The following is a 16,236-nucleotide window of genomic DNA, read 5'->3' as shown; positions in this document are numbered from 1 at the left end:
GACTTGACGCTTTCGACATACCCACAGGGCAGCAACTTCGGATTCAGTTAAATCACAGGCCGCGAACAACGGATTTCATCGGTCTGCTCTTGCGGGACGGGCGATACGTGATGCACAGTGGCTCCGTGGTCAGTCGTAGCGCAGAACCCAGGCCCGGCAGCGGCAGCTCCCCGGCGATCGACTCCGTCTCCCTGGCGATCATCCAACAGCTCCAGGAGGACGGCCGCCGTCCGTACGCCGCCATCGGCAAGGCGGTCGGCCTCTCCGAGGCGGCCGTGCGCCAGCGCGTGCAGAAACTGCTCGACCAGGGCGTGATGCAGATCGTCGCCGTCACGGACCCGCTCACCGTGGGCTTCCGGCGTCAGGCGATGGTCGGCATCAACGTGGAGGGCGACCTCGATCCGGTCGCCGACGCGCTCACCGACATGGCGGAGGTGGAGTACGTCGTCGTGACGGCGGGCTCCTTCGACCTGCTCGCGGAGATCGTGTGCGAGGACGACGACCACCTCCTGGAGATGATCAACAGACGCATCCGGACCCTTCCCGGCGTGCGCTCCACCGAGAGCTTTGTCTACCTCAAGCTCAAGAAGCAGACCTACATGTGGGGAACCCGATAGCCGTGAGTGCCACCAGCAACCCTGCCACCGGCAAGGACCTCTCGAAGACCGCGTACGACCACCTGTGGATGCACTTCACCCGCATGTCGTCGTACGAGAACGCCCCCGTGCCGACCATCGTGCGCGGCGAGGGAACGTACATCTTCGACGACAAGGGCAAGCGCTACCTCGACGGTCTGTCCGGCCTGTTCGTGGTGAACGCCGGCCACGGCCGGCACGAGCTCGCCGAGACCGCCTACAAGCAGGCCCAGGAACTGGCCTTCTTCCCGATCTGGTCGTACGCCCACCCGAAGGCCGTCGAGCTGGCGGAGCGGCTCGCGGACTACGCGCCGGGCGACCTGAACAAGGTCTTCTTCACGACGGGCGGCGGCGAGGCCGTCGAGACCGCGTGGAAGCTCGCCAAGCAGTACTGGAAGCTGCGCGGCCACCACACCAAGTACAAGGTCATCTCGCGTGCCGTCGCCTACCACGGCACCCCGCAGGGCGCCCTGTCCATCACCGGGCTGCCCGCGCTCAAGGCCCCGTTCGAGCCCCTCGTGCCGGGCGCGCACAAGGTCCCCAACACCAACATCTACCGTGCGCCGATCCACGGCGACGACCCGGAGGCCTTCGGCCGCTGGGCCGCCGACCAGATCGAGCAGGAGATCCTCTTCGAGGGCGCGGACACCGTCGCCGCGGTCTTCCTGGAGCCGGTGCAGAACGCCGGCGGCTGCTTCCCGCCGCCGCCCGGGTACTTCCAGCGGGTCCGCGAGATCTGCGACAAGTACGACGTGCTGCTGGTCTCCGACGAGGTCATCTGCGCCTTCGGCCGCCTGGGCACCATGTTCGCGTGCGACAAGTTCGGCTACGTACCGGACATGATCACCTGCGCCAAGGGCATGACCTCGGGCTACTCGCCGATCGGCGCCTGCATCATCTCCGACAGGATCGCCGAGCCGTTCTACGAGGGCGACAACACCTTCCTGCACGGCTACACCTTCGGCGGCCACCCGGTCTCGGCCGCCGTCGGCCTCGCCAACCTCGACATCTTCGAGCGCGAGGGCCTCAACCAGCACGTGCTCGACAACGAGAGCGCCTTCTTCAACACCCTGAAGAAGCTGCACGACCTGCCGATCGTCGGCGACGTCCGCGGCAACGGCTTCTTCTACGGCATCGAGCTGGTGAAGGACAAGTCCACCAAGGAGAGCTTCACCGACGAGGAGACCGAGCGCGTCCTGTACGGCTTCCTCTCCAAGGCGCTGTACGAGAACGGCCTGTACTGCCGGGCCGACGACCGCGGCGACCCGGTCGTGCAGCTGGCCCCGCCGCTGATCTCCACCCAGGAGACCTTCGACGAGATCGAGGGCATCCTGCGCGCGGTGCTCACCGAGGCCTGGACCAAGCTCTAACCGGCCGAACCGTTCCGGCCACCCGATCGGCGGAACGAGCCCCTGCGGCCCGGATGCGCCCGTTCCAGTGAGAACGGCGCCTCCGGGCCGTCCCCGTGCCGCGCCGACGCGCCCCGCGGACCACGCAATCCTTACGGTGCCCAGTGACCGACCGGCTCCGACTTTCGTTCCCCCGCCAGGGGGAACGAAAATGAGGTCTGTCACCGAACCAGGAACCCGTGAACCGAGGTGTACGCCATGGCGGTCCCGCCGGACATCGCCCCACCGGACAACGACGTCCTCTGGGCACGCTCCCTGCACCACACCCACAGCGGGTCCCCCGCGCTCACCGATGTCTCGCTCGGCGTCCGCGAGAGCGAGATCCTCGCGGTGACGGGCCCGCGCGGCAGCGGCAAGACGACCCTCCTGGGCTGTCTGTCCGGCCGGATCGTCCCCGAGCAGGGCGAGGTGTGGTTCAACAGCGTCCCCGTGCACACCATGGGCGCGCTCTCCCGGGAACGGCTGCGCCGCGACCGGTTCGCCTGGATCTCCCCGGAACCCGACCTCGTGCCGGAACTCACCGTCTGGGAGAACACCGCCCTGCCCCTTCTCCTGCGCGGCGAAGGCCACCGTGCCGCGAAGGCGACGGCCCTGGAGTGGCTGGAGCGCCTCGACATCGGCGCCCTGGCCCGCAAACGCCCGGCCGCCCTCCTCCAGTCCGAACGCCAGCGCGTCGCCATCACCCGCGCCCTGGCTTCCGCCCCCACGGTCCTGTTCGCCGACGAGCCGACCGCCCCGCTGCACCGCGCCGACAGCGTCCACGTCCTGCGCACCCTCACCGCGGCGGCCCGCTCGCACCGCACCACCGTGGTCCTGGCCACGAACGACGCCAGGACCGCCGCGCTCGCGGACCGCACGGTGACCCTGCTGGACGGCCGCCGGGTCAGTTCCGCGCAGGCCGAGGACGTGGAAGGCCGGGCGGCGTGCTCGCTCTCCGTCTAGTCCGCGGCTCCCGCCCGCTGGTCCTGCTGCGCCGGCTCATGGTCGCCGCGGCCTCCGCCGGTGTGGGCTTCCTCCTCCTGTGCACCCTCGGCCACGCCCTCTCCCACCCGGGCCCCGACCACACCGGCTCCTCGGCTCTGCGGCTCCTGTGGTGCCTGGCGCCGCTCGCCGCCACCGTCCAGCTCGCGGCGGTGGTGGCCCGTACGGACCCCACCGCCCGCCCCCGCCCCGGTCTCTCCGCGGTGGGCCTGGGACCGGCCCGCATCGCCGCCGTCGCCGCCGCCTCCTCCGCCCTGTCCTGCGGTGTCGGCAGCATGCTCGCCCTGCTCGTCTTCCTGCACCTGCGGGGCGATCTGACGGGCCTCCCCTTCGACGGCAAGGCCGCCGGACTCCTCGCCGCCGACCGCCCGTTGCCGCTGGCCGCGGTCCTCACCCTCCTCGCACTGGTGCCCCTTGCCGCGGCAGCCGCCACCGCCCTGACGCTGCGCCCGCGCCGCGATGCCGGGGCCCGAGCCGGTGCGGCCGTCAAGCTCGGTGCGGGCTCCGGCGGCGCCGTCTCCGGCTCGGACCCGCGCCCCGGTCCCGGCTCGGGCTCGGGCATGGGCTTGTGGGGCTCGGGGGCCGACGGCGTAGGCAGGAACTCCGCCGCGGGATCGCCCGCCCCCGCCCCGCCCGTTCCCGCGTCTCCCCCGGCCGGGCTTCCCTGGGGCGTCGCGCTGACCGCCGCTGGCCTGGCGGTCGAGACGTACGCGAGCCGGGGCACCGGCTCCTCCCGGCCCCTGCCGCTCCCCGGCCACCCGGAGATCGTTCCGGCCGGGGTTCTCGCGGGGTGGGCGCTGACCGCGCTGGGGCTGGCGCTGGCCGGGCCCGGACTGGTGCACCTGTGCGGCTTCCTCCTGCAGGCCGTCCGTCCCGGGGCGGTGCGCCTCCTCGCGGGCCGCACGCTTCAGGGCGAGGCCCGCCGCATCGGCCGCCCCCTCGGCGTGGTCTGCGCCACGGCCTCCGGCGTCCTGGCCGCCAGGACCCTGTACACCGGCGCCGACGCCGCTCCCTCCTTCGGCCCCCTCACCGGCCTCGGCGCCGGCCTGGTCCTGGCCTGCACGACGGCGACCCTGCTCACCGTGGCCCTGGAGACGAAACAGTCCCGCGCCCCGCTGACCCAGGCCCTCGTCCGTCAGGGCGCACCCACCCGTACCCTCCGCGTCGCAGCCCTCCTCCGGGCCCTGGTACTCCTGGCTCTCTTCGCCCCGCTGACCTGGGCCGTCGCCACCCTGGCGGCAGCTCCGCTGGCCGCCTGAACCCCCCGGCGTCCGGCCCGCCCGCGCCACGCCCCACCCCGTACGGTCGCCCGTTCGGCGGGTCCCCCTACGATGTCCCCGTGCCTCACCACCCGGATCACGACCACGAGATCGAGAACCTGGCCGAGTTCGACCAGGCAGTCGCCCACGGCCCGCTCAACGGATACCGCGTCCAGTCCGTGGACCTCACGGACCGGACCGCGGTGCTGCTGGCCACCGACACCGCCGACGCCGTCTTCCTCGGCTGCCCGATGGCCGACGAAGCCACCGCCAAGGTCCGGGCGGACGGTGCGCTGGTCTTCCCGCCGGTGCCGGACCTCCCCTTCAACCCGTACCGGGGGCTGCTCTACACGCCCGAGGCCCTCTTCGAGGGGCTCGCGCACGACGGCTACGAGGCCACCCCCGACGCCCTGGGCTACGCCTGGTTCCGGCGCACCAGGACCGACGGCGACATATTCGCCTCCATGCTGCGCTCGATCCACGACGACGCGATCTCCGACGCCCTCGACGAACACCTCAGGAACGTCCCGGTGGTGGGCGTCATGGGCGGGCACGCGATAGCCCGCGGCACCGACGCCTACACGGGTGCGGCCCGGCTCGGGCGCACCCTCGCCCGCGCGGGCCTGACCGTCGCCACCGGCGGCGGCCCCGGCGCGATGGAGGCCGCGAACCTCGGCGCGTACGCGGCCCCGCACCCCGACGACATGCTCGACGAGGCCCTCACCCTCCTCGGCAAGGTCTCCTCCTTCGTCCCGTCCGTCACGGAGTGGGCGTCGGCGGCCTTCGCCGTCCGGTCCCGCTGGCCGGCCGGCGGCGACTCGGTCGGCATCCCCACCTGGTTCTACGGTCACGAACCGCCGAACGCCTTCGCCACCCACATCGCCAAGTACTTCGCCAACGCCACCCGCGAGGACGGACTGCTGGCCCGCTGCACCGCGGGCGTCGTCTTCCTCCCGGGCGCGGCCGGCACGGTCCAGGAGATCTTCGACAACGCGACCCCGAACTACTACGAGTCGCGCGGCGAGCCCACCCCGATGGTGCTGGTGGACCGCGCCCACTGGACCGAACACCTGCCCGCCTGGCCCCTCCTGCAGTCCCTCGCCCGGGGCCGCTCGATGGAACCCCGGATCGCCCTGGTCGACACGGTCGCCGAAGCACCCGCGGCCCTGGAACGGCTCCGGGCCGCCACAGCCTCCGGGTAAACCCGGTGGTACCGGCCCGCCCGGCCCGCCATAGTGGCGCCCATGTCCTCTCTCGTACGCCACGTGACCCTCGACTGCGCCGACGCCTACCAGCTCGCGAGCTTCTGGGCGGAGGTGCTCGACGCCCCCCTCGCCGACGACGACTTCCCCGGTGACCCCGAGGCCCTGGTGAACGCCCCGGGCGTCGGGATCCTCTTCGTCCGGGTCGCGGAACCCAAGACCGTCAAGAACCGGGTACACCTCGACGTCCAGCCGCAGGACCGCACGCGCGACGAGGAGGTCGACCGGATCCTGGCCCTCGGCGCCACCCTGGTCGGCGACCACCGCAGGCCCGACGGCGCGGGATGGGTGACGCTCGCCGACCCCGAGGGCAACGAGTTCTGCGTCGAGCGCAGCACCGCCGAGCGCACCGGCTGACCGCCCTCGCCACATCGGCGCGTGCCGGAGGCAACGTACTCGTCGAATCCCACGTCTCGCAGTCGGAGAACAACACGCGTCTCCCGCACGCGACCCGTGCGACCTGTACATCCGTGAACGGAGCTCTAGGTGCTCATCGGCCTCATCACCGCCGTCTTGGCGTCGATCTGCTACGGCACAGGCTCGGTCCTGCAAGCCGTCGGATCGCGGAAGTCCGCCCGCCGGGAGGCGGCCAAGGCGTCCACCGCCGGTGTCACCCAGCACGGCGGCCCCAGCCTGTCCTCCACCGCCAAGGCGGCGATGACGTGGGAGTTCATCGTCGGGACCATCCTGGACTTCGTCGGCTTCGGGCTCGGCGCGCTGGCCGCACGCATGCTCCCGCTGTTCCTCTCCCAGACGGTCATCAGCGCCAACCTGGTGGTCACGGCGGTGCTCAGCGTGAAGATGCTCGGCATCACCCTCTCCCGCAGGGAATGGACCTCGATCGCGGTCGTCTGCGGCTCACTCGTCATGCTGGCGACGGCGGCGGGACACGAGGGCAGTGGGCAGACCGACATGGCCACCCACTGGTGGCTGCTGGCGATCTCGGTGCTGCTGATGGTCGGCGGCACCGTCGCCGTGCGGCTGATGGGCGCGGGCGCGGCGATCCTGGCGGGTCTCCTGTCGGGACTCGGCTTCGGCGCTCTGGGCGTGGGCGTCCGCATCCTCGACGGCGTCGACCCCTTCGACCTGGTGACCTTCCTGTCGGACCCGGCCCTGTACGCCATCCTGGTGGCGGGCATCGGCGGCATGTACCTGCACACGGTGGCGCTGCAGATCGGCTCGGTCAACGGGGCCACCGCCGCCCTGGTCGTCGGCGAGACCGTGCTGCCGGGAACGATCGGCGTCGTGTGGCTGGGCGACGCCTCCCGGCCCGGCTTCGGCTGGGTCGCGGTCGTCGGTTTCCTGCTGGCCGTGGCGGGCGCGGTCGCCGTCGCCTGGTTCGGCAAGCACGGCGAGGAGTCGGACACGGCGACCACGGAGCGGCCTCTGCACCTGGTGGACGCGCCCGGGTAGCGGGACGCGCCCCAGCGCCGCGAGCAGTACCAGCGGGTAGACGACGTACCCGTAGCGGCTGGCCGGCATGAGAGCCATGGCGAGGGTCAGCCCGTAAGCCAGCCGGACGGCCGCCGCCCGCACGGACCGCGGCGGCCGTACGAGCAGCGATCCGGCGACCAGCACGGCACCGGCCGCCAGCAGAACGGTGGCGAGGAGCGCACCACCGGGCACGTACTCGGCCAGCAGCCGCCCCGGCAGCGGGCTCGCCGCCGGGGACTCGACCCCGCTCAGCCCCAGCGGGAACGCGACCACGTTGCGGAAGAGCGCCGCCGGATCCGCGCACGCCGCCGGTACCACGAGCGCCCCCGCGACCCCGGTCACGACCAGGGCGCAACGCCCCGCCCCCCGGCGTCCCGTACACCCCGCCAGCAGCACCAACGCCACCGGCACCGCGGGCCAGGCCGTCCACTTCAGCGCGGCCGCCACCCCCAGCGCCGCCCCGGCCCAGCCGCCCCGGCCGCGTCCGGCGCACACGAGCCCCAGGCACATCAGCCCCACCACCGGCAGATCCACCCCGCCCACAGCGAGCGGCAGCGCCACGAGCGGGCAGGCCGCGATCCACGCCCCCGCGCCCCGCCGGGCCGCCACCAGCAGCACCGCCAGGAACCCGGCCGCCATCCACCACCGCGCATCCCCGAGCGGACTTCCGCCGGACAGGACGTGCGGCAGCCCGAAGACGGCCATCCCCGGCAGGTACGGGTTGAAGTCCGCGACCACGGCCGGATCGGGCACGTAAGGACTGCCCGTGGCGAGCAGCAGCTCCGCGGACCTCTCCACCACGTGCACCTCCAACTGCCCCTGGCCGAGCAGGACGAGCACGAAAAGAGGCAGTACCACCGCTCCCACCACCGCGACGAGCGCCGGTCGCACCCGCCGGCCCGCGAGAGCCACGGGACGCACGGCCGTCCCTGCGGCGGCCACGTACCCGAACGCGGCCATCAGGCCCCACATCCGGTGCGGTCCGAGCCCCGACACCAGGCCGAAGACGAGAGAGGCTACGGCGCACCCCGTCCATCCGGCCGGCCCGGCCCAGGGGGCCGGCCGACGCCACGCCGCCCTCTCCGTCAACTCCCCTGCCGGACCGGGCCCTTCAGCGCCGAGAACTGCCGTCGTGTCGACCATGGCCGCACGATCGGCGACACCCCGGCACCCGCGCGTCACACCGTGGTGCCAACCTCCGTGTCACCCCGTGGCCCGACACGGACCACGCGCACACGCTGTGCGGCGCACCGGCCCGCGGGCCCTCACTCCCGCAGCAGCACGACCTCGTCCGCCGCGAACGCGACGCCCACGTCGGCGCCTTCCGCCGGGGCGTCCCGCAGCGGGCACTCCGCCTCCAGGCGCGGGCCGCCGTCCGCCGGGCGCAGCTGGACGGCGACGTGATGACCGCGGAACGTACGGGCGAACACCGTGCAGGGAAGTCCGTCCGCGACCGGCACCAGCCGCACCCCGGCGGGGCGCACCAGCAGTCGCCCCGCGCCCTGCGGGGAGCCGGCCGGGACCGGCACCTTGCCCCACACCGTGTCCGCGGCCTCCCCGCTGACCGTCGCCGCCACCACGTTGTCGAAGCCGAGAAAGCGGGCCACGAACTCCGAGGCGGGCCGCTGCCAGACGTCGAGCGGGCTGCCCGCCTGGGCGATCCGGCCGTCGCACATGACGACCACCCGGTCGGCCAGTGCGAAGGCCTCGCCCTGGTCGTGGGTGACCGCGAGGACCGTGGTGCCCAACTGTGCGAACAGCTGCCGCAGTTCCACGACGAGGCGTTCACGCAGGCTGCGGTCGAGCTGGCCGAGCGGTTCGTCGAGCATGAGGAGCTTGGGACGCGGAGCCAGTGCCCGGGCGAGGGCGACGCGTTGCTGTTCGCCGCCCGAGAGGGTGGCCACGGCCCGCCGTCCGGCTCCGGGAAGCCCGACCAGCTCCAGCAACTCCTCGACGCGGAGTGTCTGTTCGGTGCGCCCCGCGCCGCGCATCCGCAGCCCGAAGGCGACGTTGCCGGCCACGTCCCGCTGCGGGAAGAGCTGATGGTCCTGGAACATCAGCCCCACCCCCCTGCGGTGCACCGGCACTCCCACCTGGTCGGCGCCGTCCAGCAGCACCCGTCCGGCGTCCGCCGTCTGGAGCCCGGCCACCACCCTCAGCAACGTCGACTTGCCGCTGCCGCTCGGTCCGAGGACGCACACGATCTCGTGCGCGGCGACCCGCAGGTCCACCGCGTCGAGGGCCGGCCGTGCCCCGAACCGTACGGTGACACCCTCCAGGTCCAGCAGGGCGTCGGCGACGGGCGGTGCGTCGGCGACGGGCGGACCTCCGGTGCCCGTGCGGTCGGCGAAGTCGGTCATGTCAGAACTCCCCGGATACGGATCGGGCGGGCCGCAGGCGCTCCAGCACCAGCAGGGACACCGCGCACACCACCATCAAGATCGTGCTCAGGGCCATCGCCTGCCCGTAGTTGAGGTCGCCCGCCCGCCCCAGGAGCCGTGCCACGGCCACCGGCAGCGTCGGGTTGTCGGGCCGGGCGATGAAGACGGTCGCCCCGAACTCGCCCAGCGACACGGCGAACGCGAACCCCGCCGCCACCAGCAGAGCCCGCCGCACCAGCGGCAGGTCCACCTCACGCCAGGCCCGCAGCGGCGACGCTCCGAGCACGGCCGCCGCCTCCCGCAGCCGCCCGTCGACGGCCCGCAGGACCGGCAGCATGGTCCGTACGACGAAGGGCACCCCCACCAGGGCCTGCGCGAGTGGCACCAGGATCCACGAGGTCCGCAGGTCCAGCGGCGGCTTGTCGAGCGTGATGAGGAAGCCGAAACCCACCGTCACCGCGGACACGCCGAGCGGCAGCATCAGCAGCGCGTCGAAGCCGCGCACCAGCCGTCCCGCCCGCCGGGTGAGGGCGGCGGCGGCCAGTCCGCCCACGACCAGGGCGATGGCGGTCGCGACGACGGCGTACTCCAGGGAGTTCCACACCGCTTCCAGCGGAGGCACGAGGAAGGCGCCGCCGCCGTCCACCGCCCCTCGCAGCGCCCGGTAGTAGAGGAATCCGTACCCGTCGGGTCCGTCCAGCGACCGCTCGACGAGCACCCCGAGGGGCAGCAGGATCAGCAGCAGTACGGTCGCCAGCACTCCGCCGAGCAGTGCCCACTGCGCGGCCCCGCGCGGCCTGCGCGAGGTCTGTTCGGGGTCGACGAGCTTCAGCGCGGTCTCCCGGCGCCGTACCGTCCACGCGTGCACGGCGAGGATCGCGCCGACCGCGGCGAACTGCACCAGGGTCAGCACCGCGGCGGTGGGCAGGTCGAGGAAGGTGGCGGTCTGCCGGTAGATCTCCACCTCCAGGGTGGAGAACGCGGGACCGCCCAGGATCTGCACGACGCCGAAGGACGTGAAGGTGAACAGGAAGACCATCAGGGCGGCGGCGGCGACCGCGGGCGCCAGTGCGGGCAGCGTCACCCGCCGCCAGGCGGCGAACCGCCCCGCACCGAGGACCCGCGCGGCCTCCTCCTGCCGGGGGTCGAGCTGGGACCACAGCCCGCCCACGGTCCGTACGACCACGGCGTAGTTGAAGAACACGTGGGCGAGCAGGATCGCCCACACGGTGGTGTCCAGCCGTACGCCCCACAGCTCGTCCAGCAGGCCGCCGCGTCCCACCATGGCCAGGAAGGCGGTGCCCACCACGACCGTCGGCAGGACGAACGGCACGGTCACCACCGCCCGCAGCACCTGCTTGCCCGGGAAGTCCAGCCGCGCGAAGACGTAGGCCGCCGGCAGGGCGATCAGCAGGGTGAGCACGGTGGAGGCGACCGCCTGCCACGTGGTGAACCACAGCACCCCGCGGATGTCCGGGTCGCCGAGCACCTCGGCGATCCGCCCGAGCTGCCACGTGCCGCCGGGCTTCAGTCCCCGGCCCACGATCGCGACGACGGGGTAGGCGAAGAACAGCGCGAAGAACGCGACGGGCGCCGCCATCAGCCCGAGCCGTACGGCGCTCCCCCGCCGGCCCGCTCCCCCGCGCCCGGGGCCGCGGGCCCCGCGGTGAGGGGGCGGCGCGGAGGTGCCCGCCGGGACGTCCCGGCGGGCGGTCCGGCCCTCGCCCTCTACTTGATCACCAGCGAGGACCACGTCTTGACCCACTGCTCACGCTTGTCGGCGATCTTCTTCGGCTCCACGGTCAGCGGCTTGTCGACCGTCGCGCCGAACTTGGCGTACACCTCGGGCAGCTTGGTGTCCTCGACCGCCGGGTTCACGAACATCTTCAGCGGCAGGTCCTCCTGGAACTGCTTGCCGATGAGGAAGTCGAGGAGTGCCTTGCCGCCCGCCTCGTTCTTCGCTCCCTGCAGCAGTCCGGCGAACTCGATCTGCCGGAAGCAGGTCCCGGTCGCCACCCCGGTGGGCGCCTCGGAGGGCCGCGGTTCGGCGTACAGCACCTCGACGGGCGGGCTGGAGGCGTACGACACGACGAGCGGCCGGTCGGCCTTGGCCTTCTTGCCGCCCGCGGACCCCGAGAACTCCTCGTTGTAGGCCTGCTCCCAGCTGTCCACGACCTTGACGCCGTTGTCCTTGAGCTTCTGCCAGTAGCCCTGCCAGCCGTTGTCGCCGTACTGCGCGGCGGTGGCGAGCAGGAAACCGAGGCCGGGTGAGGAGTTCGCGGCGTTCTCGGTGACGAGGAGGTTCTTGTACTCGGGCCGGGTCAGGTCGTCGAGCGTCTTCGGCGGAGCCAGCTTCTTGTCGGCGAAGTACTTCTTGTCGTAGTTGACGCAGATGTCGCCGGTGTCGACCGGCGTCACCCGGTGCTCCGCCTTGTCGAGCTGGAGCGCGTCGGGGATCCGGGCCAGTCCCTTGGCCTCGTACGGCTGGAAGAGCCCGTTGTCGAGCGCCCGCGAGAGGAGGGTGTTGTCGACGCCGAAGAACACGTCGCCGCGCGGCGAGCCCTTGGTCAGGATCTCCTGGTTGAGGGCGCTGCCGGCGTCTCCGCTCTCCAGCACCTTGACCGTGTAGCCGGTCTGCCGGGTGAACTCCTTCAGGACGGCGGGCGAGGCGTCGAAGGAGTCGTGGCTGACCAGGGTGACGGTCTTGGACTCGCCCCCGGCCTGCTTCTTCCCGCCCGTACCGGAATCGGAACCGCCGCACGCGGTGAGCGTGCAGACGCCCAGCGCCGCGGCCAGCGCGCCCGAAGCGAGCTTCATCGTCTTGTTCACAGAAATCCTCCTGGATATGACCAGGAAGAGACGCGGCCCTGCCCGCACGGGAAATGCGGGCAGGGCGCAACAGCTCGAGTAGTGTCCGAACTTCCTACCCAGAATGACCTGGGCGAGGTCCAGAGGGTCTGCGGCCCGTGTCTACGAGCGGTGCCGCACTCTCAGCGCTGTGGCGCTCCCCTGTCGGAATATGCAAATGTGCAGCCCACCCTACCTCGCACTGTTCGAGCGGGCTCTACCGCTCGGTGGCCGCGAGCTGGCCGCAGGCGCCGTCGATTTCCTGACCGCGCGTGTCCCGTACGGTCACCGGCACGCCGTGCGCGGCGATCGCCTCGACGAACGCCTTCTCGTCCTCGGGGCGGGAGGCGGTCCACTTGGAGCCGGGCGTCGGGTTCAGCGGGATCAGGTTGACGTGCACCCGCTTGTTCTTCAGCAGCCGTCCGAGCAGGTCACCGCGCCACGCCTGGTCATTGATGTCCCTGATCAGCGCGTACTCGATGGAGATCCGGCGGCCGGACTTCTCCGCGTACTCCCACGCGGCGTCCAGCACCTCCCGTACCTTCCAGCGCGTGTTGACCGGGACCAGGGTGTCGCGCAGCTCGTCGTCCGGCGCGTGCAGCGACACGGCGAGACGGCACTTGAAGCCCTCGTCGGCGAAGCGCAGCATCGCGGGCACCAGGCCCACGGTGGAGACGGTAATGCCGCGCTGCGACAGCCCCAGCCCGTCGGGCTCCGGGTCGGTCAGCCTGCGGATCGCGCCGACGACGCGCTTGTAGTTGGCGAGCGGTTCGCCCATGCCCATGAAGACGATGTTGGACAGCCGCGCCGGGCCGCCGGGCACCTCGCCGTCGCGCAGCGCGCGCATGCCGTCCACGATCTGATGCACGATCTCGGCGGTCGACAGGTTCCGGTCGAGCCCGGCCTGGCCGGTCGCGCAAAACGGGCAGTTCATGCCGCAGCCGGCCTGCGAGGAGATGCACATCGTCACCCGGTCCGGGTAGCGCATCAGCACCGACTCGACGAGCGTGCCGTCGTGCATCTTCCACAGGGTCTTGCGCGTGGTGTCCTGGTCGGTCGACAGGTGACGCACGACCGTCATCAGTTCGGGCAGCAGCGCTTCGCGCAGTTTCTCCCGGGATCCGGCGGGGATGTCGGTCCACTCCGCCGGGTCGTGGGCGTACCGCGCGAAGTAGTGCTGGGACAGCTGCTTGGCGCGGAACGGCTTCTCACCGATCTCGGCCACGGCGTCCTTGCGCTCGGCGGGCGTGAGGTCGGCGAGGTGCCGCGGGGGCTTCTTGGCTCCGCGGGGCGCGACGAAAGTGAGTTCTCCGGGTACAGGCATGGTCATACCAGTGTGGCAGATGTACGACAAGAGGCCCGCCGCCCTGTGGACAGCGGGCCCCTCGGGGACAGAACAGCAGCTCAGACCGATCCGACGAAGATCACCAGCAGCAGCCAGACCACCGGTGCCGTCGGCAGCAGCGAGTCCAGCCGGTCCATGATGCCGCCGTGGCCTGGCAGCAGCGTTCCCATGTCCTTGATCCCGAGGTCCCGCTTGATCATGGACTCCCCGAGGTCGCCCAGGGTCGCGCTGGCGGCGACCGCGAGGCCGAGCAGCACGCCCTGCCACCACGTGCCGCCGTCGATCAGGAACGTCATGCACAGCACGCCGGCGGCCATCGCGAACGCGATCGCCCCGAGCAGGCCTTCCCGGGTCTTGCCGGGACTGATGCGCGGGGCCAGCTTGTGCTTGCCGAAGCGCCAGCCCACGGCGTACGCGCCCGTGTCACTGACGACCGTCAGCAGCAGGAAGGTGAGCACGCGCTCCGGCCCGTCGTCGGCCGTGAGCATCAGCGCGACGAACGTCGCCAGGAACGGTACGTAGAAGGCGGCGAAGACTCCCGCCGTGACGTCCTTGAGGTATCCCTCCGGCGGTTCGGTCATCCGCCACACCAGCACCGCCAGCGCCGTGAGCGCCATCGCGACCCATGCGCCCTCGGGGCCCCGTACGTAACCGGCGACCACCATCGCCGCCCCGCCGACCGCGAGCGGGACCAGCGGAGCCTTGATGCCCTTGCGTTCCTCCAGCCGGGAGGTGAGCTCCCACAGCCCGACGACCACGGCGACCGCTATGACGCCGACGAAGACGGGCGGCCAGATGAACAGCGACGCGCCGACCAGCGCGCCGAGCCCGACGCCGACCCCTATCGCGGCACGCAGATCACGGCCCGCACGCTTCTTCTCGGGGGGCGGCGGGGCCGGAGTCGACGGGGTGGACATGGGCTCCTGCTGCTTCTCGTCGCGGAACAGGGGGCCGCTCCCGGCAGCGGCAAAGCTTTGGCCGAAGTACTGGCCTTCGCTCTGCCCTGCGGAAGCGGCCCCCCGCATCCGGTCCTCGCGGTCGTCGGCGCCTCTGCCTGTCCGGGGTCCAGGTTCAGAACCTGGCACGGGGCCTGTCTCGGGCACGATGGGCATGGGCCGAGTGTGCTGGGCGTCATGCCCTTCGTACGCGGGACCCGCCGAGAGGGACCCCTGATCGGGAGTTCCCCATTCACCGGCATAGCCCGCCCCAGGCCGGGCCCCCCAGGGAGAGTCGTTCATCAGACCTCTAGCAGCTCGGCTTCCTTGTGCTTGAGCAGCTCGTCCACCTGCGCGACGTACTTCGCGGTGGTGTCGTCGAGCTCCTTCTCCGCACGGCGGACCTCGTCCTCGCCGGACTCCTTGTCCTTGACGAGCTTGTCGAGGGTCTCCTTGGCCTTGCGGCGGACGGCGCGGATCGAGATCCGCGAGTCCTCGGCCTTGTTGCGCGCGACCTTGATGTAGTCGCGGCGGCGCTCCTCCGTCAGCTGCGGGAACGTCACCCGGATGATGCGGCCGTCGTTGCTCGGGTTGACGCCGAGGTCGGAGTCGCGGATCGCCTGCTCGATGTTGCGCAGGGCGCTCGCATCGAAGGGGGTCACCACGGCCATCCGCGGCTCGGGCACCGAGAAGGAGGCCAGCTGGTTGATGGGCGTCAGCGCGCCGTAGTAGTCGGCCACGATCTTGTTGAACATCGCCGGGTGCGCACGACCGGTGCGGATCGCGGCGAAGTCCTCCTTGGCGACCACGACGGCCTTCTCCATTTTCTCCTCGGCTTCGAGGAGGATTTCTTCAATCACCACGTACTCCTGCATGTCTGGAACTGCTGCGTGCACTGCGTGCGTCTTGTCCTGCACGGTGTCCGACCGGCAGGCCATTGTCCATCCCCCGGCCGGGCCGGGGGTACGAACCGGGATCCGGTCAGGCGCGGGTGCCCTGGGCGTTGACGAGCGTGCCGATCTTCTCACCCTTGACCGCGCGGGCGATATTGCCCTCCGCCAGCAGCTCGAAGACCAGGATCGGCAGGTCGTTGTCGCGGCACAGCGTGATGGCGGTGGCGTCGGCGACCTTCAGGTCACGGGCCAGTACCTCGCTGTACTCCAGCGCGTCGAACCTCACCGCTTCCGGGTTCTTCTTGGGGTCGGAGTCGTAGACGCCGTCGACCCCGTTCTTGCCCATGAGCAGGGCTTCCGCGTCGATCTCCAGGGCGCGCTGGGCTGCCGTGGTGTCGGTGGAGAAGTACGGCATGCCCATGCCCGCGCCGAAGATCACGACGCGGCCCTTCTCCAGGTGGCGCACGGCGCGCAGCGGGATGTACGGCTCCGCGACCTGGCCCATGGTGATGGCCGTCTGGACCCGGGAGTCGATGCCCTCCTTCTCCAGGAAGTCCTGGAGGGCGAGGCAGTTCATGACGGTGCCGAGCATGCCCATGTAGTCCGAGCGCGCCCGGTCCATGCCGCGCTGCTGGAGTTCGGCGCCGCGGAAGAAGTTGCCGCCGCCGATGACGACCGCGATCTCCGCGCCGTCCCGTACGACCGCGGCGATCTCGCGCGCGATGGCGTGCACGACGTCGGGGTCGACACCGAGTGCCCCGCCGCCGGCGAACGCCTCGCCCGAGAGCTTCAGCATGAAGCGCCCGGTCCTCTTGCCGCTGTCCTGATTCGCCTGATTCATGGGGGGGGGCTTTC

At 71.6% G+C, this 16,236-nt stretch carries 13 protein-coding genes and 2 pseudogenes; 7 read left to right on the top strand and 8 right to left on the bottom strand.

All coding sequences use genetic code 11. The features are described from left to right. The first annotated feature begins 110 nt into the window (after nt 1-110). The 7 genes and pseudogenes from HNQ79_RS24125 to HNQ79_RS24095 all read left to right on the top strand — a co-directional run bounded on the left by HNQ79_RS24125 (nt 111) and on the right by HNQ79_RS24095 (nt 6,959). The gene (locus HNQ79_RS24125) at nt 111-617 is read left to right on the top strand and encodes an Lrp/AsnC family transcriptional regulator (RefSeq protein WP_185034454.1); all 507 of its coding nucleotides are present in this window, start codon (nt 111-113) and stop codon (nt 615-617) included. Next, entirely contained in the window at nt 602-2,005 is a 1,404-nt protein-coding gene (locus tag HNQ79_RS24120; protein WP_185034452.1) for an aspartate aminotransferase family protein, read from the top strand. The genes HNQ79_RS24125 and HNQ79_RS24120 overlap by 16 nt, the downstream gene beginning before the upstream one ends. 237 nt (nt 2,006-2,242) lie before the next feature. Further along, a complete protein-coding gene (locus HNQ79_RS24115) occupies nt 2,243-2,986 on the top strand; it encodes an ABC transporter ATP-binding protein (RefSeq protein WP_185034450.1) in 744 nt (247 codons plus the stop codon). After that, the gene (locus HNQ79_RS24110) at nt 2,968-4,284 is read left to right on the top strand and encodes a hypothetical protein (protein ID WP_185034448.1); all 1,317 of its coding nucleotides are present in this window, start codon (nt 2,968-2,970) and stop codon (nt 4,282-4,284) included. Before HNQ79_RS24115 ends, HNQ79_RS24110 begins: the two co-directional genes overlap by 19 nt. Before the next feature lie 80 nt (nt 4,285-4,364). After that, on the top strand, nt 4,365-5,486 hold the full coding sequence (locus HNQ79_RS24105) for an LOG family protein (protein ID WP_185034446.1): 1,122 nt from the start codon (nt 4,365-4,367) through the stop codon (nt 5,484-5,486). 42 nt (nt 5,487-5,528) lie between these two features. Next, nucleotides 5,529-5,894: pseudogene (locus HNQ79_RS24100) on the top strand (VOC family protein); the annotation flags it as partial. 138 nt (nt 5,895-6,032) lie between these two features. Next, nucleotides 6,033-6,959: a DMT family protein gene (locus tag HNQ79_RS24095; RefSeq protein WP_229923650.1), complete on the top strand. Its 927-nt coding sequence runs from the start codon at nt 6,033-6,035 to the stop codon at nt 6,957-6,959. Here HNQ79_RS24095 and HNQ79_RS34795 read toward each other — a convergent pair. The 8 genes and pseudogenes from HNQ79_RS34795 to pyrH all read right to left on the bottom strand — a co-directional run. Continuing rightward, nucleotides 6,951-7,952, bottom strand: a pseudogene (locus tag HNQ79_RS34795) (glycosyltransferase 87 family protein); the annotation flags it as partial. The gene HNQ79_RS24095 and the pseudogene HNQ79_RS34795 sit on opposite strands and share 9 nt — an antisense overlap. A 293-nt stretch (nt 7,953-8,245) precedes the next feature. Beyond that, nucleotides 8,246-9,340, bottom strand: a complete 1,095-nt coding sequence (locus HNQ79_RS24085) for an ABC transporter ATP-binding protein (RefSeq protein ID WP_185034442.1) — start codon at nt 9,338-9,340, stop codon at nt 8,246-8,248. Between the two features lies 1 nt (nt 9,341). After that, nucleotides 9,342-10,961, bottom strand: coding sequence for an ABC transporter permease (locus tag HNQ79_RS24080; RefSeq protein WP_185034440.1), 1,620 nt, complete (start codon nt 10,959-10,961; stop codon nt 9,342-9,344). Between the two features lie 128 nt (nt 10,962-11,089). Further along, nucleotides 11,090-12,178, bottom strand: a complete 1,089-nt coding sequence (locus tag HNQ79_RS24075) for a thiamine ABC transporter substrate-binding protein (RefSeq protein ID WP_221508116.1) — start codon at nt 12,176-12,178, stop codon at nt 11,090-11,092. A gap of 247 nt (nt 12,179-12,425) precedes the next feature. Then, nucleotides 12,426-13,532, bottom strand: a complete 1,107-nt coding sequence (gene rlmN / locus HNQ79_RS24070) for a dual-specificity RNA methyltransferase RlmN (protein WP_185034600.1) — start codon at nt 13,530-13,532, stop codon at nt 12,426-12,428. A gap of 80 nt (nt 13,533-13,612) precedes the next feature. Then, a complete protein-coding gene (locus HNQ79_RS24065) occupies nt 13,613-14,791 on the bottom strand; it encodes a phosphatidate cytidylyltransferase (protein WP_185034436.1) in 1,179 nt (392 codons plus the stop codon). Beyond that, nucleotides 14,791-15,348, bottom strand: coding sequence for a ribosome recycling factor (gene frr / locus HNQ79_RS24060; protein ID WP_185034434.1), 558 nt, complete (start codon nt 15,346-15,348; stop codon nt 14,791-14,793). Before frr ends, HNQ79_RS24065 begins: the two co-directional genes overlap by 1 nt. A 121-nt stretch (nt 15,349-15,469) precedes the next feature. Then, the gene (gene pyrH, locus HNQ79_RS24055; RefSeq protein WP_185034432.1) at nt 15,470-16,222 is read right to left on the bottom strand and encodes a UMP kinase; all 753 of its coding nucleotides are present in this window, start codon (nt 16,220-16,222) and stop codon (nt 15,470-15,472) included. Nucleotides 16,223-16,236 lie beyond the last annotated feature (14 nt).

The sequence above is a fragment of the Streptomyces candidus genome (genome assembly GCF_014207445.1).
Classification (GTDB): domain Bacteria; phylum Actinomycetota; class Actinomycetes; order Streptomycetales; family Streptomycetaceae; genus Streptomyces; species Streptomyces candidus.
Note: the sequence above shows the minus strand (reverse complement) of the source record. Positions and strands in the feature narration are given on the sequence as shown.

Coding starts and splice junctions, on each gene's coding strand:
- HNQ79_RS24085 (WP_185034442.1), bottom strand. CDS start 9,340: ATGACCGACTTCGCCGACCGCACGGGCACCGGAGGTCCGCCCGTCGCC.
- HNQ79_RS24065 (WP_185034436.1), bottom strand. CDS start 14,791: ATGAACGACTCTCCCTGGGGGGCCCGGCCTGGGGCGGGCTATGCCGGT.
- HNQ79_RS24125 (WP_185034454.1), top strand. CDS start 111: ATGCACAGTGGCTCCGTGGTCAGTCGTAGCGCAGAACCCAGGCCCGGC.
- HNQ79_RS24115 (WP_185034450.1), top strand. CDS start 2,243: ATGGCGGTCCCGCCGGACATCGCCCCACCGGACAACGACGTCCTCTGG.
- HNQ79_RS24075 (WP_221508116.1), bottom strand. CDS start 12,178: ATGAAGCTCGCTTCGGGCGCGCTGGCCGCGGCGCTGGGCGTCTGCACG.
- HNQ79_RS24080 (WP_185034440.1), bottom strand. CDS start 10,961: ATGGCGGCGCCCGTCGCGTTCTTCGCGCTGTTCTTCGCCTACCCCGTC.
- pyrH (WP_185034432.1), bottom strand. CDS start 16,222: ATGAATCAGGCGAATCAGGACAGCGGCAAGAGGACCGGGCGCTTCATG.
- rlmN (WP_185034600.1), bottom strand. CDS start 13,532: ATGCCTGTACCCGGAGAACTCACTTTCGTCGCGCCCCGCGGAGCCAAG.